Below are 19,210 nucleotides of genomic sequence, written 5' to 3'. Positions count from 1 at the left end.
ACTGTTATATGAACATTTTATTGTTTGACTTTTCAGAATTCTCGATTATTTTACCACTTTGTCCTATTTTTGACAACCTTAGAGCGATTCCTTTTCCAGCTTCCGATATTCCCTGAATTCATAGCATAAATTGAAAAATGTCTGCTCGCCGCTTCGTCTTACCAGTTCCCAGCCTTCTTTCTCCAGATCAACCATGTGTGTGTCTGCCACATAGGAAAAATCAATCCAGGTGATCTGCGCTGTGTCGCAGAACGGAAGGAACTGCCGGTAAACCGACTCGCCGCCGATGATGACGACATCTACATCTGTCAGATGTTTTTCCTGTTTCAGCTCGTCAATCCGCACCAGCGCCTCCTCGACACTATGGCAGATCTCTGCCCCCTTTACGCTCAGAGCCTTCTTTTTTGTCAAAATCAGGTTGATTCTGCCATCCAGCGGTCGCTGAGCCGGGAAGGTCAGAAACGTTTTATAGCCCATCACGATGATTTTTCCCATCGTTTCCTGCCGGAACAATTTCTGATCCGACGGGATCACCGTCAGCATCTGCCCTTTATTGCCGATACCCCAGTTCCGATCCACTGCCGCAATCAGCTGAAAATGTCTCGGAAACCGTTCCGGAAACTGTCTTTTGAGTGTCTTCATCATGCTCGCCGCATTGATATAGAATGCCTCGTCTGGCTGTTCTTTCTTATCTACATGAGAATGGAACACGCGCTCCATCTCCCGAAGCGCCGCCTCTTCTTCCGGGAACCGGTTCATAATATCAATCATGACATCACGGCTGTCACGAAGCTTCTGCATCAGGACATCCCAGATCGCCGCCTTATCCGCTTCACTGACAAAGCCATAGTGGTTTAAAATAATCTCTTTTGCATCCAATTCCGATGAATACTCTATCGATTCTTCTGCCGCCTTATAGTCTACCAGAAACGACGGCATATAACTCCCATCATGCCCCATGACGCCTACCGTCTCACTGCACAGCATCAACTCATCATCAATCAGGTAAGACATGGAACATTTCGTGTGGCCGATCGTCGCAAACGCGTAGATCGTATGGTCGCCCAGTTCGATCGTCTCGCCGTCCTCCAGCGATACATCAATCTGTAAATCTGCATCGTCATATTCCGAATCCCATGGAAGCCCCGCCGCTTCTGCCGCCTCGCCGCTTAGACGCCGGATCGTCTTCAAAGCGCCCGGTTTCACTAAAATTTCTTTTGCGCGCTCGGAAGCATATGTTTTCACCCCCGGCCATGCTTTCCGCACCGCCGGAAGCCCCGCTACATGATCATAATGGGAATGGGATAAAAGAACCGCGTCTAACTCTGCATCGCCCAGTTCTCTTTTTATATTTTCCACCATCTGATCGGCAGCATACGCCATCCCCGCCTCGAACAGGAGATTGGCTTTTCCCTTTATCAAAAACACCGCACCGCTTCCGCAGCCAGATACATCGATCACCGTCATTGCTTTCTCATCCTTTTTGTTTGAATTTAAAATCGAACCGAGAAAATTTGAACAAAAACAAATCCTCAAATCCATATTTCGTATTTGATTTTACTGGATCTTTATGAAAAATACAAGGACTGGTTCAAATCAGATGAATGTAAGGAATAATAGGGTAACTGTTCACAAATAGGAATTTTCTGAACTGAAAATTCTGTACGATACAGTTCTCGCAGCAGATTTTGCCGATTTGGAATGCGCAGCATCGGCAAAATCCCGTTGCTGGGCACACATGTGTGAGCAGTAACATAATGGGATTTTTAATAACAGAATGCCGCAATTTCATTCCAAACAAACGGAACAATATCTGAGCGGGTGTGGCTGGGATACTCGGACAGATTTTCTAAATTATAAAAAGGATCGGCACCGATATGAAATCGTGTGTTTCGTTACACAGATTCCGGATCAGCGCCGATCCTCTGGGTGGTTGGTTTTAATTTAGTAAATTATGGGGAAGAGCTGCACCCCAGCATGCTCAGTGGCTTCAGCGTGCTCAGTGCCCCAGCTCAAAAAAGCTGCGCTTTTCTTCGCTGGACGGGCTGCGCCCTATAAATCAGTCCAGCAAGACAGTTCCTTATGTGCAAGCACAACGTTCCTGTCTTACTGCCCTGCTTTGCACTGCTTATGCCTCAACCATGTACGGATATGTTACATCCAGGCACGGTACTCTGAGTTCTTTGATGGTTCTCGGGCTTAACCAGCGATACATGTTGATCTCGCTGCCGGCTTTGTCGTTGGTTCCGGATGCTCTTGCACCACCGAACGGCTGCTGGCCGATAACTGCACCGGTCGGCTTGTCGTTGATGTAGAAGTTTCCGGCTGTTCCTTTAAGTGCATCTTCCATCTTAACGATAGCTTCGCGGTCATCTGCAAAGATTGCTCCGGACAGACCATAGGACGTTGCGGTATCGCAGCTTGCCAGAGTCTCATCCAGTTTGTCATCCGGATATACATATACGGTCATAACCGGTCCAAAAATTTCCTCTACCATAGTCTTGAAATCTGGCTTCTTAGCCTCAATCAGGGTCGGATATATGAAATATCCCTTGGAATCATCGTATCCGCCGCAGATAACTTCTGCATCCTCGGATGCTTTTGCATAGTCGATGTACTCTTTGTTGGTCTTGAATGCGGATGCATCGATAACAGCACCCATCAGGTTTCTGAAATCGGTTATATCGCCAATTTTAATCTTCTCAATCTCTGCCAGCATACCCTCTTTAACCTGCGGCCAGATGCTTGCCGGAACAAATGCACGGGAAGCTGCGGAGCACTTCTGTCCCTGATACTCGTAGGATGCTCTTGTCAGAGCTGCTACCAGACCCGGTACGTCTGCGGAATTGTGAGCAAAGATGAAGTCCTTTCCACCAGTCTCGCCAACCAGACGCGGATATGTTTTGTATTTCTTGATGTTCTCGCCTACTAAGGAGTAAACACCGCTGAACACTTCGGTAGAACCTGTGAAATGGAATCCTGCCAGGTTCGGATCGCTTAATACGTACTTGCTCATGTCAGAACCACGGCTCGGTACAAAGTTGATAACACCTGCCGGAAGTCCTGCAGCCATCAGGGCCTGCATTACATAGTAGTTGGAAAGAACTGCTGTGGTAGCCGTTTTCCAGAGAACTACGTTACCTGCGATCGCCGGAGCGGTCGGAAGGTTAGCACCGATGGATGTGAAGTTGAATGGGGAAATCGCGGTTACGAAACCTTCCAGCGGACGGTACTCGATGCGGTTCCAAACATTCGGTGTGTTGTTCGGCTGTCTGTCATAAATCTGCTGTAAGTAGTATACGTTGAAACGAAGGAAATCAATCAGCTCGCAGGTATCAATCTCAGCCTGATATGCGGTCTTGCTCTGTCCTAACATGGTAGCTGCATTTACTTTATCTCTCATCGGACCAGCAATTAAATCAGCTGCTTTTAAAAAGATAGATACGCGGTGTTCCATCGGCATCTCGGTCCATGCTTTTCTAGCTGCCAGAGCCGCTGCGATTGCATCCTTTAACTCTTTCTCACCGCCGGAAGCTGCTTCTGCGATTACATGAGCATGGTCATGCGGCATAACTGCTTTGGTTTTTCTCTCTGTCCAAACTTCCTTACCACCGATGATCATCGGAACCTGAACAACCTGTGCGGACTGGCGCTCCAGTTCTTTCTTTAAGCTGGCTCTCTCCGGGCTTCCTGGAAGATATGCTTTTACCGGCTCATTTTTCGGCATCTCTACTTTGAAATATCCATTGCTCATTGTTCATCTCTCCTTTTTGACATTTTGTCTCATTCGTGATTATGATATGAAATTTTTTCTCACTTCATTTTCGTAAAATCTAATTTTTTCTTTTCAATTTTCATATCAGTGAATTTCTATGGCTAAATATTAGCACGTTTTTCATTTTGTGTCAATACTATTTCATATTTAAAAATACATATTTTCATTATGTTTTTCTGTGCATATCGCATAATATCTTTGCTTTTTCCTGTATTCTGTTTTGGATTGTAATTTTTATCGATCTTACTGTTCACGCATACGTGCCCAGTAACAGAATTTGCCGTGGCTTCGCATTTAAATACGGTAAATTCCTGCTGCCACCACGTTTTCTTACGGCACTTTTGCTTCCAAAAGTGTCCACCCGGGAACAGTAACTATCGATTCTTGTAATTCTGTATGTTTTTTTATGCTTTGTTTACGGGACATGGTTTTTGTGGTATACTGATCCCGCCTGAAACAACTCACAAAAGTGAGTTTATCCTGAAAATAATTCACTTATATGAAAAAGGAGTTTGATTATGCTTAAATTAGAACGTACCAGCGTCATGAATCTGGAAAATGCCATGCGCGGTGCCCGCAATCCGATGAACAGCTGGGGACGGATGGACAGCTTTTATGATGAGAATGGCAAATATAAACTGGGACCGAACGATCTCGACCTTGCGAAACGTCTCCGCAAAGCAGGCAGCGACCACCGCAAGTTTCTGCGCCAGGTATTTGTCTCAGTCGATGTGACCGCACCTCTCTACTGGTGGAAAGAATATGATACTTATAAAGTAGCGACCGTCGCCAATTCAACCAGCACGATGCACAAAATCGCCAGCAAACCGTTTTCGATGGACGATTTCAGCTGCGACCACATGACAGCCGGAACACGCGCATTTATGGAAACAGTTATCGCCAAGCTGGAGGAAATCCGCCTGCGTTATCTGGAGACAAAGAACAAGGATGACTGGTATGATATGATCCAGCTGCTGCCGAGCAGTTATAATCAGATGCGGACTTGTTCGTTTAATTATGAGACACTGATTAATATTTATTATGCCAGAAAGGATCATAAGCTGGCGGAGTGGCATACATTCTGTGATTGGATCAAGACTTTGCCGTATGGGGAAGAATTGATTATTGGGGAAGGAAAATAGATAATTAGTTTGATTTTCGTGAGAGGGACGGAGAAAAAGCCGCCCGGGCAAAAATGATCAGGTTTCGAAGACTGGGATTTTCTAGGCATCTTCGGTTTGATTAAAAACAGAAAGAAATCCTCACAAAGCAAGTTTGTTGCGGTTTCTTTCAACATCAAATCCGAATCTGCCAAGTAAATCCACAGTCTCGAAAATTCCATTTTTGCTCGGGCGGCTTTTTCTCCTGTTTATTGGATGATAACTTGGTAAAATTTAAGATCCTGGTGTCATCCAGCGCATGAATGCGGCTGGATGACGACGTAGGATCTTTTTTTATGACAGTATTGTGTTTATGATTTTAGCTGACATCTACTGTCTTATCTTATTATCTAATAAAGTAATGCCGTCACTGCTAGTCCTTCTTCTAATTGCTGAATGAGCAATTAGAATAGACGTTTAGTTATGGCAGAGAACTGGCATTCCCTTGTATACTTTCTCGTAGAGAAGTTTTGCTTTATCAACCGGCAGATTGATGCAGCCGTGGCTGCCGGAATACTGGTAGATGGTTCCGCCGAATTTACTTCTCCAGCTTGCGTCATGGAAACCGATGCCGCCGTTGAATGGCATCCAATAGTCTACGTGACTTTCATATTCATATGTGCCGTCTGCCCGTTTGGCGCCGCGCAGAACGCGGTCGGCCTGCTTGTAGGTCAGGCTGTAAATACCTTCCGGGGTTGTGTAGTTTTTGGATACGTTTCCGGTTACGCACGGAGCATCCCAAGTCAGGGCGCCGTTTTCATACATATATACATGCTGGGCGCCGAAATCAACTTCTGCGTAGGTATTGCCCCAGTCTGCGTCTGAATGGCTGGCTGCCTGCTGGGAGAACTGGACTTCACGTTCCTGATTGATACCTGTCTGCGCCATCAGAACCAGGTTGTCTGTCTCTGCAGTCTGGTCAATCTTCCATCCATAAGGGCCTGTCAAGGCTACCTCTTTTCCGGAAGTGGTATGGAAAGTACGGGTAGTTCCAGCTGTGTCGTATTTCGCTGCCAGCGCCTTGATGTAAGCAGCTGCCTTATCGCGGTCTACAGTAATGACACCATTCTCGCCGCCTGTATACCAGCTGACATATTCAGTACCGGACAGTGTCTCGGTCGCATCACCGATATGGAAGGTGATGGTCGCATTTTTAGCCTGGTTCATCTGGGCGCAGAGTGCTTTTAAGGATGCATCGCCGGAAGTCACCTGGATCGGTGTGTAACATCCCAATGCTTCCAGATCGATCTCTGTCATGCCGGAGGCGATCGCCGCATTGATCGCCGTCTGTACCTTTGCCTTATCCACAGATTCTCCCTTTACTTCCGGAACAATCGTGAAATCTTTTCCTTCTTCCCAGGCGGATATATGGGCATCTACCGTCGGTGCTACACTATCTGACATACAATTTAAGGAAGCAATGCGGTTTGCAAGCATCGTCTGATCGCAGGAAAGCGGCATCGCGATCGTCAGCGCTCCTGCTCCAGCTACCCCTGCTGCCTGCTGGTCAATCGCTGCCTGCAGCTCATTTGTAATCACTACTTTATAGCCGATCTCCGCTGCGGTGATCTCTTCTGTCTTGCCTCCACATTCTTTAATCGTTAATTTATAAGAACCGTAATTCTGCTCCAGCTTTGCCTTCGCTTCCTCATTGCTCATTCCGCCGACTGCGACGCCATTTACACTTGTTCCATTTGCAAAACTGCCATCTGCCAGTACTGGCTGTGCAAACATCAGCACCAGTGCAGCTGCTGCACCAGTCATTTTAAGTATACTCATACTTTTATTTTTCATTTTTTCACAAACCTCTCTGCCGCGCCATATGGCTGCGGCCTGTATATATGGATTCTGAATCCTTATTATAGCAGAGTCGGAAAAAAAGTCCAGACCGATTCTAAAAAAGATCGTCAAAAGATCCGATTCGTAAGAATTTCTTAACGGTTCCTTTTTTCTTTCCTTTTTCTTTCATTTTTTCCATATTCATGATTGCAGTTTTTCCATTTTGCAGTATGATGGTATTCATTGCAAATGGGAAGTATAACTTTCAGAACGTCCTTAAAAATGTTTAAAATTTTCATGTTCCCAAAAGCGCCAAAAGGACCGCCGCATCTGGCATGCCCTCTTCTAAGTAAACAAGATTTTTATTGTTATCTTGGTCTGCTTAAAAGGAAATATGCCAGTCTGCGGCAGTCCTTCTTTCTATTTCCGGTCAATTTCCGGATTGACATGCACCATAATGTGTTTTACCTTCGGAAATGTCTTTTCAATGCTGTTATGCACCACCTCGGCAATCTTGTGCGCCTCCCGCAGCGGCATGGAACCGTCTACCTCAATCTCAATGTCCGCATAAATTTTATTGCCAAAGATCCGCGTCTGAAGCAGGTCAATCCGCGCCACATCTGGATTCTGAAGAACGCAGGCGCGCAGCTGTTCTTCGGTCTTCTCATCACAGGAATGATCGACCATTTTATCCATCGCATCTTTAAAAATCTCATACGCCGCTTTCACGATAAAGACGAAAATAACCAGGCTCGCGATCGGATCCATGACCGGAAATCCCATTCTCGCGCCCACGATTCCGACCAGCGCACCGATCGAGGAAAACGCATCGGAACGGTGATGCCATGCATCTGCCATCAGTGCGCTGGAATCAATCTTTTTCGCATAATATCGGGTGTACCAGTACATCGCTTCTTTACTGACAATGGATATAACAGCCGCTGCCAGCGCCAGCATTCCCGGAACCTGCAGGTGACTGTATTCTCCCTTGAGCACGTCCGTAAGCGCCTCCACGCCAATCCCCAGACCTGTCATAAAAAGAACCATCGAGAGGACAATCGCAGCCACACACTCCATCCGCTCATGTCCATACGGGTGCTCCTTGTCCGGCTGTTTGGACGACAGCTTAATTCCAATCACCACGATCATCGTGCTGAACACATCGGACGCCGAATGGATACTGTCACTGATCATCGCATTCGAATGTGCGAACACGCCGGCTAACAGCTTCATAAACGCCAAAAGGATGTTCACTACTATCGTTACAAAAGACACCTGATTTGCCACCTTCTGAAAATCGTTCTGTTTCATATTCGTTACCTCCAAAAAATATCTCATGGCACTAACGATAGGTGGGTGCTGCGGTTTAACCCGTAAAAAAGTATAAAAAAACACCCACGAACCAGTATGAGTAACTACTGTCCCGTGGATGAAACTAACTTCCACTGTCGCTTCTGCGACCCGACCCCATGATATTCACGGTCTGCTCAGTTTGTACTGTAGTTTGATATGCAGTGCAAAGAGTTTATGATGAATAATAGCACAAGTTTACTTAGTTGTCAATATCGGGAAACGCCCTTTCTTCCATAATTTATTTCTTCAATTCCTTAATCCCAGCCTCAAGCCCTGCCGCCGTCAGCGGAAACATCGGGATCTCATCTCGGATCAGGCTGATCGTGTACGCACCGTAGGCATATGCCCAGTTATTTTCCCGCATCGGGTTCAGCCAGATCGCCGACGGAAAACGCCGGTGCATCTCCTGCAGCCAGTAAATGCCCGTCCGTTCGTTGCTGTGGAAATAGTCGAGACTGCCGCCGCGGTACAGAAGTTCCGACGGCGCCATCGACGCATCCCCGACCAGAATTACCTTGTATTCCGGTTTCAGGTTGTGAAAGACCCACTCGGTCGAGATCTTATCCCGCCAGGAGCAGGACGGCGTCGTAAACAGCTGATCGTAGAAACAGTTGTGGAAATAATAAATCTTCAAATCCTTAAAATGGGACGACTGATTGACCGCCTGGAACAGCCGGTTGCACAGATCCGCATATGCCCACATCGACCCGCCGCTGTCCATCAGAAGCAGGAGCTTCGTCTGGTTCTTTCTAGGGCGCTCCATGACGAGCTCCAGACGTCCGCCTTCGTCACAGGTCTTCTCGATCGTTTTCTCCACATTGAGTTCCGTTTTCGGTCCATCCTCACGGCAGGATAAAAGACGCAGCTTTTTGAGCGCCACCTGGAACTGCCGGATCTGGATAACCGCATCGTCGCGGAAATCGCGGTAATTCCGCTGTTCCGCCACCTGCAGCGCGCTCCGGTTTTTGCCCGGTCCGCCCACGCGGATGCCCTTCGGGCTGTAACCGGAATGTCCAAATGCCGACGTACCGCCGGTTCCAATCCACTTATTGCCGCCGTGGTGCTGCTCATGCTGCTCTTTCAGTCGTTCCGCCATCATTTTACGGATATCGTCCAGATCAAGTCCCGCAAACCGCGCATCGACCTCATCCTTATCATACGGCGTCTGCGCGTGCGCCTTGGCAAGCCAGTCTAAGACCTCCTTCGGAAGTTCCTCAAACGTCTGCACATTTTTAAAATATGCCAGAAATGCCTGGTCAAATTTGTCATATTCGGACTCTTTTTTGACCAGAACCGCCCTCGCCATATAGTAAAACTCCGTCAGGCTCGCGTCGTTCAGGTTCATTTCCAGCGCATCCATCAGGCTGTTCCACTCATTGAGGCTCGTCTTCATCCCGTAAGAACGGAGTAGATACAGAAAATCAGTAAACATATCGGTTATTCTCCACCAGCTTTAAATCCTCTGTCTTTTTTAAGAGTACCCCCGCAAACGGGATCTCCTTTTCCAGCTTCTCCACCGGCACGCCGCCGATCACAAGCGCCTGAATCCAGTCCAACACCTCGGAGGTACTCGGCTTCTTCTGCAGGCCGCGCAGATCGCGCACCCGGTAGAAGGCGTCCAGCACGCCGTCGATCAGCTTCTGGTCTAGATCCGGGTAATGTGCCTTGATGATCTTCTCCATCATCGGCTGCTCCGGGAATGCAATATAATGGAAGATACAGCGGCGCAGGAACGCATCCGGCAGCTCCTTCTCCGCATTGGAGGTAATAATCACAATCGGACGGTGCTTCGCTTTGACAGTCTTTCCCGTCTCCGGAATGTAAAATTCCATTTTGTCAAGTTCCCAGAGCAGGTCGTTCGGGAATTCCAGATCCGCTTTATCGATCTCATCGATCAAAAGAACCGTCTGCTTTTCCTTCTCAAATGCCTCTCCCATCTTTCCGAGGCGGATATATCTGGCAATATCATCAACGCCATCCGCACCAAACTGGCTGTCGTAAAGACGCTGTACCGTATCGTACACGTAAAGACCGTCTTGTGCGCGGGTCGTCGATTTAATATTCCAGATCAAAAGTTCCATATCGAGGGATCTGGCAATCGCCTCCGCGAGCATCGTCTTTCCAGTGCCCGGTTCTCCCTTGATTAAGAGCGGCTTTTTGAGCGCCGCCGCAATGTTAACGCTGCGGATCAGTTCATCCGAAGCGATGTATTCGTCACTGCCGTGAAATTGCTGCATGGTAAATTCTCCTTTTAGAAAGTTCTCCTTTTACATAACTGTAAACACTAACAAGGGCAGCATAACGATTCAGGATCCATGCTGACTGCGATCGGTTCGGATCCATCGTTCCTCTCGATCGTCATACATAATCCTGCCCGTTTGCCACCCTATTGATTTGCGATACCAGATTGCTCCGCACTATATGCTCCCGCAATCTTCAAAACCATTCGTAATTCGCTCATTTTTCTTTGAAAAATGGCTACTTACTCATGTTTTTGGCGGGGCCCAAGGTCAAAAATTCTCCTGCAAGCAAGCTTGCGTCGAACTTCTGACCTTTTGACCCTGGTATCATCATAATATAGCAATATTCTAATAGTTTGTCAAATCGTATATATGTTTAGGATTTTATTAAGAAAAACATTAATTACAGTTCACACAATTCTACTTTGCCACCCGGATATTCTTGCTGCCGCTAAATCCTTCCGGCGGCTCTGTCTCCGTGAGGATCGTCGCTTCTTCAAACCCCCCGAACGTCACCGAACTTACCATGCCGAATTTCTGGCTGTCCGCCAGCACATAGCAGCGCTCTGTCTGGCGCATCGCCTCTTGCTTGACTAATGCCTCATTCGGATCCGGCGTCGTGAAACCGTGGCGCTTGCTGACGCCGTTGGTTCCAAAAAATCCCTTTGTAAAATGATAGCTCTGGATCGTCAGGATCGCCTGACTTCCGATGACCGCCTCCGTCGTGCCCTTTAACTCACCGCCAATCAGAATTACGCGGTTTCCGGCGGCTGCCAGCCGTTTGGCATGTGATACCGCATTCGTCACAAACGTGGCGCTGCGCGCCGGAAGATAGTCTAAGATATACCCGGTCGTCGTGCCCGCGTCCAGATAGACAAAATCATCCGGCTGGATAAGTCCCGCCGCAAACTGGGCGATTCTCCTTTTCTCCTCCTGCTGCAATTCCATCTTCTGTGCCACTGACGGCTCGGTTCCCGTAAATGTCCCGTCCGAGGACACCGCGCCGCCAAACACCTTGGTCAGGCGCCCCGCCTTGTCAAGCGCATTCAGATCCCGCCGGATCGTCGATTCCGAAACTCCCAGCACCTCTTTAATCTCAGGAACTGTCACACTCCTCTTTTTATCCAGAAGTTCCAAAATCAGTTCGTATCTTTTTTCTGTCAGCATGACTCTTTTCCTTTCATCTTCTGCTGTGGTTGAACTTTTTTTAGCTCAATTTTTCACTTCTCTCTGTCTTAATATTCTTATCAACTGCAGCTGCTTTCGACAATGACCTTCCGAATCGGCAGCACACGCCCCGGCGATACGGAAAGCTCATCCACACCCATTTTCAGGAATTCTTTTGTCAAACTCAGATCCGCGCCCAATTCGCCGCAGATACCTGCCCAGATGCCCTCAGCGTGCGCATTTTCGACAACCATGCGGATCATCGCCAGTACCGCCGGATGGTGCGGATCGTAAAATGCATCCAGCTCCGGGTTCTGACGGTCAACTGCCAGCGTATACTGGGTCAGGTCGTTCGTTCCGATGCTGAAAAAGTCCACTTTTTTCGCCAGATCCCGGCTTACCATGACTGCCGCCGGGGTTTCAATCATAATGCCCTGCTTCGGATCGCCAAACTGGAGATTCTGTGCGGTCAGCTCCGTCTTGACCTCCTCGACAATCTTCGCAATCGCCTCGACCTCCCAGACACTTGTGATCATCGGATACATGATCTGGAGATTGCCATAGGCACTTGCCCGAAACAGCGCGCGAAGCTGTGTCTTGAAAATCTCCGGTCTTGTCAGGCAGATACGGATCGCCCGGCAGCCCATCGCCGGATTTTCCTCTTTTTTCAGTTCAAAATAATCGCACTGCTTGTCCGCGCCGATGTCCAGCGTGCGGATAATGACCGGTTTGCCCGCCATCGTTTCCGCTACCTGTTTATATACCTGGAACTGCTCCTCCTCCGTCGGAAATGTTTCTTTTTCCAGATACAAAAATTCGCTGCGGAACAGTCCGATGCCCGCCGCATCGTTCTGAATGACCGACGCCAGATCCTTGCTGTTGCCAATGTTCGCATACAGGCGGATCTTCTTGCCATCCATAGTGACTGTTTCGCGCCCTTTCAGTGTTTGCAGCAGTTCTTTCTTCTCCTGTTCCTCCCGCTGCCGGCGGCGCATTGTTTCCAATGTCTCCTCATCCGGTTCCACATACAGGACTCCGTTCGTACCATCCACAACCGCAAATTTCCCATCTACCGTCTCATCGAGCGCCACGTCCGTTCCGATCAGAGCCGGAATGCTCATCGTACGCGCCAAGATCGCCGTGTGGGAATTGACGGAACCGTGTACCGTCACAAAGGATAGCACCTTGTCCTTTTCAAGCTGTACCGTCTCTGACGGTGCTAAATCATCTGCCAGAATAATCACCGGCTCGTCCGTATGGATGCCCTGACCTGCGCCTCCGGACAGAACGCGCACAATCCGCTCCGAAATATCTTTGACATCCGCCGCGCGCCCGCGCATATATTCGTCCTCCATCGCCGCAAACATCTGGGCGAAATTGTCACCGGTCACCGCAACCGCATACTCGGCATTGACCTTCTGCGTATCGATGATATTCTGAACCGCGTCCAGATAGTCCTCGTCCTCCAGCATGATCTGGTGAATCTCAAAAATCGCCGCATTCGCCTCGCCAACTTCTTTTACCGCCTTTTCATACAACTCGCCGAGCTGGCGGATGGACTCCTGAACTGCCGCATTAAACCGCGCTTTTTCCTGCTCTGCATTCTCTATTTTCGTCCGTTTTACGGTCTGCTCGCCTTTCTGATACACACATATTTTTCCAACTGCGACACCACCAAATACACTTTTTCCATGATATGTCTGCATGACCATTCCCCTTTCCATTGATCCATTATCGAAAAATGCCGCCATGTAATAATCCCTTACATCGCGGCATCTTTGTTAAACTACATATTTTCCTTCATAAACTGGCTGACTGCCTCATAAGCTGCTTCTTCGTCCTCGCCCTCAAAGGTCAGGGTTACTTCCTGCCCGTTCTTTACCGCCAGTCCCATGATACCGAAAATCTTTTTGCAGTCGCCGCTCTTTCCGTCTTTCGTCAGTTTGATCGTACTCGTAAACTGTTTTGCCGCCTTTACCAGTTCACCTGCCGGGCGTGCGTGGATTCCTTCCGGGTCTGTAATGGTATATTTAAACTCTTTCATGATGATGTTCTCCTTCTCATTATAACCTATTTTGATTGATTTGACCAAAAATTTCTAATAAAGATTCACATTCCGTCAAAAAAAATTATTTATCTATTCTTCTACATTCTTCTTGAGAACTCCTAAGAGTACCGTCGAGATCGCCATGCCAACCACCAGTGCCAGCAGATAGAACAGCGGATTTCCCATGACTGGGAATACGAAGATTCCGCCATGCGGCGCCATCAGCGTACAGTTAAATAACATGCTCATCGCTCCCGCAACACCCGAACCGACGATGCAGGCTGGAAGCACGTGTACCGGATCGGACGCTGCAAATGGAATCGCGCCCTCCGTGATGAATGCCAGACCCATGATGAAGTTGGTCGGTCCTGCCTCGCGCTCTTCCTTTGTAAATTTCTTCTTAAACAGCATGGTTGCCAGCGCAATCGCACACGGCGGTGTCATACCGCCAATCATAACAGCTGCCATCACATCGTAGTTGCCGGAGGCGATTGCCGCCGTACCAAATACATATGCCGCCTTGTTGAATGGACCGCCCATGTCGATCGCCATCATCGCCGCCAGCACAAAACCAAGAATCAACTTACTCGAACCACCCATGCTGCTCAGACCATTGTTTAACGCCATATTGATCGCGCCCATGACCGGCTCTACGACGAAGCTCATAACCAGTCCGATGAGCAGGACGCCCACAACCGGGTAAATCAGGACCGGAGCAATCTTTTCCAGTGCCTCTGGAAGATTCTCGCACGCTTTCCGAAGCGCCAGAATCAGATATCCGGCAATAAAACCTGCCGCCAGGGCGCCAAGGAAACCTGATTTTCCCTGAGAAGCAATCATGCCGCCGACAAAACCGACTGCCAGCGCCGGGCGGTCTCCGATCGCCATCGCGATGAAACCAGCCAGAATCGGGAGCATAAAGCCAAATGCCACACCGCCGACATTTTTAAACCATGCCGCCAGCGGGGTAATCGTACCAAAGTTTACACGCTGGTCGAGCGGAAGTGCATTCATATCCACACTGAAACCATCAATCAGAAACGCAATCGCAATCAGGATGCCGCCGCCGACTACAAATGGAAGCATGTGGGAGACACCATTCATCAGCTGCGTGTAAATCTGGTGTCCGACACTGCCCGATTTGCCGCCAGAGGCTGCCTTTGCCGGGCTGCTGCTTCCAGATGATGCTGCGTGGTAAACCGGTACCTCCCCGGACGCCGCGCGCTCCAAAAGCTCCGGTGCCTTGCTGATACCGTCCGAAACCTGACATTCGATCACTCGTTTTCCGTCAAACCGATCCATCGGCACCTGTGCGTCCGCTGCCACGATGATGCAGTCCGCCGCCTCGATCTCCTGTGCCGTCAGCACATTTTTTGCTCCGGCTGAACCGCGCGTCTCAACTTTGATCTTCCAGCCCTTCGCGCGTGCCGCTTTTTCCAGGCCTTCGGCTGCCATGTAGGTGTGCGCGATACCGGTCGGACAGGAAGTAACCGCTAAGATCTTCGGTCCGGCTGTCTTTTCCGTCTCTGCACCCGCTTTTTGCGCCTGAATCTCCTGACCACCTGCCTGTGCGGCATTCTCTCCATTTGTATCTGCCGCTTCTTCGACGGAATCAGCCGCCAGTCTCTCATCGATGCCTGCCTGTTCTGCATCTGCCTTATCAATAATGGAAAGAAAGTCTTCCACCGAAGAGGCATTTCGCAGGGAATCTGAGAAATTCTCGTCCATCATGAGAACGGAAAGCTTGCTCAACACATCCAGATGTACGTTATCTTTTGTATTTGGCGCTGCAATCAGAAACAGCAGAGTGACCGGTTCGCCGTCCAGGGAGTCGAAATCCACGCCATTTTTGATGACCATCGCCGCCAGCCCCGGCTTTTTGACCGCATCACATTTTCCATGAGGAATTGCAATCCCCTCGCCGATACCGGTCGTGCTCTCTTCTTCTCTCGCATAAACCTGCTTGCGGAATGCTTCGACATCCGACAGCTTTCCGCTCGCCGCCATCAGCTCTACCGCCTTGTCCAGTGTCTCCGATTTGCTGGTGGGTGCCGCATCCAGCGATATACTTCTCGGATCCAGTAAATCAGTAATCTTCATATCTGTTGCCTCCCTATTTATGCCCGAATGTCAGGTATGCATTGCATATCCGGCAGTACATTCTGCCAGCTTCAAAAATGTCTGCATACAACCTCATCCGATTTTTGTGATTTTACAGGTCTCATACACTTTCTTTATCTCATCCTTCGTCGCCAGCTGCTCCGAAAAGGCGCTCGCGCTTCCAGCTGCCAGTCCCATGCGGAAGGCGTGTTCATAATCTCCGCTCTCCCCGTATCCGGCCAGGAAACCGGCTACCATCGAATCTCCGGCTCCGACACCATTTTTCAAGGTTCCCTTCGGTGCTTCCGCCGCATAGACGCTTCCATCCTCCGCCAGAAGAACCGCGCCCTTGCCTGCCATCGAAACCAGCACGTTGACCGCACCTTTTTCCTGCAGCTTCTTCGCATACGGAACAACTTCCTCCCGCTCCGAGAGCTTCACGCCGAAAATGTCTCCCAGTTCATGATTGTTCGGTTTGATTAAAAATGGATGGTGTCCCAGCACATTGAGCAGCAGATCCTTGGTCGCGTCCACAACAATCCGGACGTCCCTGCCATCCAGGCGCTCCATAATCTTCTGATAAATATCATCCGGCATCGACGCTGGAATACTTCCAGCCAGCACCAACGTATCATCCGCCCCCAGCCGGTCAAGCTGGGTCATCAGCGCATCCACCGCTTCCCGCGGAATCCTCGGTCCCCGACCGTTGATCTCAGTCCCGTCGATGGATTTCAGCTTCAGGTTGATGCGGGAGACTCCCTCATCCAGGGAAATAAACTCGGCTTTCACGCCCAGCTGCTCCACTTCCTTCCGAACCTCCTCGCCGACAAACCCGGCAGTAAAGCCAAACGCCGTATTGGCAATTCCAAGGTTTTGAAGGACCGTCGAAACGTTGATTCCCTTTCCGCCCGGAAGCAAAAGCTCCGAATCCGTCCGGTTGGTCAGTCCGAGCTTAAAATCACTCACTGACACAATATAATCTAACGATGGATTAAAGGTTACCGTATAAATCATAAGCCTTCATTCCTTTCTTATCTTGATTGATTCTGACTGTATTATAAAATCATTTTCATTCAAAATCAATCAAACTTATTCACAAACATGATGCCTCTTTTTGGGTTATATTGCACAATTTTGATTTTTTATGATTGTTTTTGATTGATTGTTTCGTGTGAATTCCGGCGAAACGATTGCTGTCACTGATGGAATAGTGTTTCCAAAAAACATCATTTTTACTCAGTTTCATCTCCTCTTCTAATCGTAAAATCCCCATTTGTTGACAAGGATTTCCCCATTTGCTATAGTAAATGAAGAATTTTGTAATATCTTTGTAATATTTCCAAGATGTTTTTATATCAGAAAGGATATACAATATGAACGATTCCCCTTTGAAACCTGCTTCTTCCAGGCGCAAAAAAATGGATAAAACAATGATGGCGATCTATTTCCTGATCCTTTTTATTGTGACCGGGGCGGCTCTGCTGGTATTTCTATGCCTCTCTAAACCTTCTGATAAGAAGAACAAAGCAGGCTCTGATCCTTCCATTGCTTCTTCCAGCACCTTAAAAAACAGTCATCAGACCGGCACCGATACTAAAAGTACGGCGAAAGCCAAAATCAAAGAAGAAAAGCCGGTCGATCCGTATGAAAATCTCGCGGTCGCCAATGTGGATGATGCGCTGAACCTGAGAGAAAAACCAGATACAGATGCCAAGGTACTCGGCACCTGCTTCCGCGGAGGCGGCGGTACCATTTTAAAACGCAAAAATGGCTGGACAAAAATCCGCTCCGGTGGGCTGGAGGGATGGCTCAAGGACGATTATCTTGTATTTGGCGATGATATCAAGCCGCTCGCCAAAGAGCTCGGTCTCTATATCGCTACCGTCAGCACACAGACACTCCATGTACGTGAGGAAGCCAGCACGGATTCTGCCATCGTCGGTCTGGCTGCCGCGGAAGACTACTATCCTGTACTGAGTCAGGAAACTGGATGGGTCAAAATCCAGCTTTCCGTTGACACCTCCGGTTACGTTTCTTCTGATTATGTCACAATCAGCGTCAAGCCAGGACGCGCAATCAGCATTGAGGCTGAGATGGCAGCGCTGGAGGCGGCACGGCAGGCTGCTGAAGAAGCTGAGCAGGCATCCAGAGCCGCCGAGGAGGCCCAGATTGCAGCCGCAAAATCGCAGGCAGAAGCAAACGCGGCTAAAGGTTCCTCCCAGACTTCGGGAAAATCTGGAAATTCTGGAAGCTCTTCGAAAAAGAGCACGGCTGCACCAGCCGCTAAATCATCCTACGTGATCTCCGCCTCCGAGAGCGACGTTTATCTGCTCTCCGCCTGCCTCACGATGGAAGCCAACGGCGGATCCTATGAAAGCTATCTGGCAGTCGGAAGTCTGATCGTCAACCGCGTCAAATCTGGCAAATGGGGCAAATCCATCTCCAGCGTCATCTACGCGGACGGACAGTTCCCAGGCGCGACCTCCGGCCTGCTTGACAAATATCTCGATAGAGGACCGTCCTCTACTGCCACCAAGGCGGCAAAGGCAGCGCTCGCCGGGGAGAATCAGATAGGCGACTACCTTTATTTTACCTCGACCAAATCAGCAAACTACGACAGCTACTCCAGCTATCAGGTGGTTGGTGGGAATTGTTTCTATAAAAAATAAAAGGCTAAAAAAGGCGGATTTAAACGCATTACATTAAACCTCATATACATTCCCATCGCCTTATGATATGATAATCATATCAGCCAAACATACAGGCAGAGGACACCTGCTGTCCATACCTTATTGATAGGTACTCTCGGAGTCTTTCCTGCAAATCATCTCACAACATTAAGCACAGAAAGCTTCCGGGAGTCCATTGATTGCAAATGGAGGAAATTATGAGAAAATCAATTTATACCTTGATGGTTTCCACTCTCATCGCAGCCGCCAGCATGACCGCCTGCTCCAGCCAGCCGTCTGAAACAACCACGGCTGAAACAACTGCCGCTGAATCCACACAGGAAAACGATACATCAGCAGAAAGCAGCGATGCCAGCGAAACAACTACTGCCGGAGAAAAAGAAACCGCCCAGACAACGGATGCAGATTATGCAGAAGACGAGACTCTGAGCGAAAAAGAAATCACAGAACTTTACCGTGGTTTTGCCAGATCCCTTCAAAGCATCATCGCCAATAAAAATATGAACGATTTAGCCGAGCTGCTTGTCTATCCGTCCTACATCGGCATCGATGACGGGATTGTCGTAAATAACAGAACTGAATTTATGGCTCTCGACGCAGACAAGGTATTTACCGACGCGCTGATTGAGGCAGTCAAGACAGCCGATGTTTCTTCCACCGAACTGACCAAGGCAGGTTTCATCGTAGGCGATCCATCCGGTAAACCGGCAGTTACCTTTGGTCTGGACAAAGAGGGATCTATCGGTATCACAGGTATTAACTACTAATCAGATATAAAATAGTGAAAAAGAGCGCCGCAACACTCACAAACCGGCTTTCCATTTCTGGTAAAACCGCTCCATGAGTGCCGCAGCGCTCTTTTCTACGTTACAGCCAGACAACTGCATCCATCAATCCGG

General features: G+C 48.8%; 14 protein-coding genes and 1 riboswitch. Of the genes, 3 read left to right on the top strand and 11 right to left on the bottom strand.

Annotated elements, in window-relative coordinates:
- Nucleotides 1-78: 78 nt before the first annotated feature.
- Complete coding sequence (locus DWX68_RS15060; protein WP_338126567.1) at nt 79-1,467, bottom strand: dihydrofolate reductase; 1,389 nt, start codon at nt 1,465-1,467, stop codon at nt 79-81.
- Nucleotides 1,468-2,128: 661 nt separating this feature from the next.
- Nucleotides 2,129-3,754 (bottom strand): L-glutamate gamma-semialdehyde dehydrogenase, encoded by a 1,626-nt coding sequence (pruA, locus tag DWX68_RS03415; RefSeq protein ID WP_118628626.1) that lies wholly within the window; start codon nt 3,752-3,754, stop codon nt 2,129-2,131.
- Nucleotides 3,755-4,293: 539 nt separating this feature from the next.
- On the opposite strand from pruA, the gene DWX68_RS03410 reads away from it, so the two are divergent.
- Nucleotides 4,294-4,917: a hypothetical protein gene (locus DWX68_RS03410; RefSeq protein ID WP_118556091.1), complete on the top strand. Its 624-nt coding sequence runs from the start codon at nt 4,294-4,296 to the stop codon at nt 4,915-4,917.
- A gap of 435 nt (nt 4,918-5,352) precedes the next feature.
- Here the strand turns inward: DWX68_RS03410 and DWX68_RS03405 are convergent, their stop codons facing one another.
- From DWX68_RS03405 to pfkB, 9 genes are all read right to left on the bottom strand, one after another.
- Nucleotides 5,353-6,714 (bottom strand): L,D-transpeptidase family protein, encoded by a 1,362-nt coding sequence (locus DWX68_RS03405; RefSeq protein ID WP_243027517.1) that lies wholly within the window; start codon nt 6,712-6,714, stop codon nt 5,353-5,355.
- Nucleotides 6,715-7,134: 420 nt separating this feature from the next.
- Complete coding sequence (locus tag DWX68_RS03400) at nt 7,135-8,025, bottom strand: cation diffusion facilitator family transporter (protein WP_022359193.1); 891 nt, start codon at nt 8,023-8,025, stop codon at nt 7,135-7,137.
- A 105-nt stretch (nt 8,026-8,130) separates the two neighbouring features.
- Nucleotides 8,131-8,215, bottom strand: a riboswitch (NiCo riboswitch).
- Between the two features lie 90 nt (nt 8,216-8,305).
- Nucleotides 8,306-9,499 carry a VWA domain-containing protein gene (locus DWX68_RS03395; protein ID WP_117796347.1) on the bottom strand — a complete coding sequence of 398 codons (1,194 nt, stop codon included), beginning with the start codon at nt 9,497-9,499 and terminating at the stop codon, nt 8,306-8,308.
- A complete protein-coding gene (locus tag DWX68_RS03390) occupies nt 9,489-10,304 on the bottom strand; it encodes a MoxR family ATPase (protein WP_022359195.1) in 816 nt (271 codons plus the stop codon). Before DWX68_RS03390 ends, DWX68_RS03395 begins: the two co-directional genes overlap by 11 nt.
- Before the next feature lie 423 nt (nt 10,305-10,727).
- A complete protein-coding gene (locus DWX68_RS03385) occupies nt 10,728-11,474 on the bottom strand; it encodes a DeoR/GlpR family DNA-binding transcription regulator (RefSeq protein ID WP_118467835.1) in 747 nt (248 codons plus the stop codon).
- 80 nt (nt 11,475-11,554) lie between these two features.
- The gene (gene ptsP, locus DWX68_RS03380) at nt 11,555-13,180 is read right to left on the bottom strand and encodes a phosphoenolpyruvate--protein phosphotransferase (protein WP_118628712.1); all 1,626 of its coding nucleotides are present in this window, start codon (nt 13,178-13,180) and stop codon (nt 11,555-11,557) included.
- 80 nt (nt 13,181-13,260) lie between these two features.
- Nucleotides 13,261-13,518, bottom strand: a complete 258-nt coding sequence (locus tag DWX68_RS03375) for an HPr family phosphocarrier protein (RefSeq protein ID WP_118467833.1) — start codon at nt 13,516-13,518, stop codon at nt 13,261-13,263.
- A gap of 93 nt (nt 13,519-13,611) precedes the next feature.
- A complete protein-coding gene (locus DWX68_RS03370) occupies nt 13,612-15,621 on the bottom strand; it encodes a fructose-specific PTS transporter subunit EIIC (protein WP_118628624.1) in 2,010 nt (669 codons plus the stop codon).
- Between the two features lie 93 nt (nt 15,622-15,714).
- A complete protein-coding gene (gene pfkB, locus DWX68_RS03365) occupies nt 15,715-16,635 on the bottom strand; it encodes a 1-phosphofructokinase (protein ID WP_107000354.1) in 921 nt (306 codons plus the stop codon).
- Nucleotides 16,636-17,039: 404 nt separating this feature from the next.
- On the opposite strand from pfkB, the gene DWX68_RS03355 reads away from it, so the two are divergent.
- Entirely contained in the window at nt 17,040-18,290 is a 1,251-nt protein-coding gene (locus tag DWX68_RS03355; RefSeq protein WP_243027515.1) for a cell wall hydrolase, read from the top strand.
- A 218-nt stretch (nt 18,291-18,508) separates the two neighbouring features.
- Nucleotides 18,509-19,078, top strand: a complete 570-nt coding sequence (locus DWX68_RS03350; protein WP_118293599.1) for a hypothetical protein — start codon at nt 18,509-18,511, stop codon at nt 19,076-19,078.
- Nucleotides 19,079-19,210: the final 132 nt, after the last annotated feature.

The sequence above is a fragment of the Clostridium sp. AF20-7 genome (genome assembly GCF_003479275.1).
Taxonomy (GTDB): Bacteria; Bacillota; Clostridia; order Lachnospirales; family Lachnospiraceae; genus Otoolea; species Otoolea fessa.
This window is presented reverse-complemented; position numbering and strand designations above follow the sequence as displayed.

Excerpts from the sequence above, each read along its gene's own strand:
- DWX68_RS15060 (WP_338126567.1), bottom strand. The coding sequence starts at position 1,467 with ATGACGGTGATCGATGTATCTGGCTGCGGAAGCGGTGCGGTGTTTTTG.
- pruA (WP_118628626.1), bottom strand. The coding sequence starts at position 3,754 with ATGAGCAATGGATATTTCAAAGTAGAGATGCCGAAAAATGAGCCGGTA.
- DWX68_RS03410 (WP_118556091.1), top strand. The coding sequence starts at position 4,294 with ATGCTTAAATTAGAACGTACCAGCGTCATGAATCTGGAAAATGCCATG.
- DWX68_RS03405 (WP_243027517.1), bottom strand. The coding sequence starts at position 6,714 with ATGAGTATACTTAAAATGACTGGTGCAGCAGCTGCACTGGTGCTGATG.
- DWX68_RS03400 (WP_022359193.1), bottom strand. The coding sequence starts at position 8,025 with ATGAAACAGAACGATTTTCAGAAGGTGGCAAATCAGGTGTCTTTTGTA.
- DWX68_RS03395 (WP_117796347.1), bottom strand. The coding sequence starts at position 9,499 with ATGTTTACTGATTTTCTGTATCTACTCCGTTCTTACGGGATGAAGACG.
- DWX68_RS03390 (WP_022359195.1), bottom strand. The coding sequence starts at position 10,304 with ATGCAGCAATTTCACGGCAGTGACGAATACATCGCTTCGGATGAACTG.
- DWX68_RS03385 (WP_118467835.1), bottom strand. The coding sequence starts at position 11,474 with ATGCTGACAGAAAAAAGATACGAACTGATTTTGGAACTTCTGGATAAA.
- ptsP (WP_118628712.1), bottom strand. The coding sequence starts at position 13,180 with ATGCAGACATATCATGGAAAAAGTGTATTTGGTGGTGTCGCAGTTGGA.
- DWX68_RS03375 (WP_118467833.1), bottom strand. The coding sequence starts at position 13,518 with ATGAAAGAGTTTAAATATACCATTACAGACCCGGAAGGAATCCACGCA.
- DWX68_RS03370 (WP_118628624.1), bottom strand. The coding sequence starts at position 15,621 with ATGAAGATTACTGATTTACTGGATCCGAGAAGTATATCGCTGGATGCG.
- pfkB (WP_107000354.1), bottom strand. The coding sequence starts at position 16,635 with ATGATTTATACGGTAACCTTTAATCCATCGTTAGATTATATTGTGTCA.
- DWX68_RS03355 (WP_243027515.1), top strand. The coding sequence starts at position 17,040 with ATGGATAAAACAATGATGGCGATCTATTTCCTGATCCTTTTTATTGTG.
- DWX68_RS03350 (WP_118293599.1), top strand. The coding sequence starts at position 18,509 with ATGAGAAAATCAATTTATACCTTGATGGTTTCCACTCTCATCGCAGCC.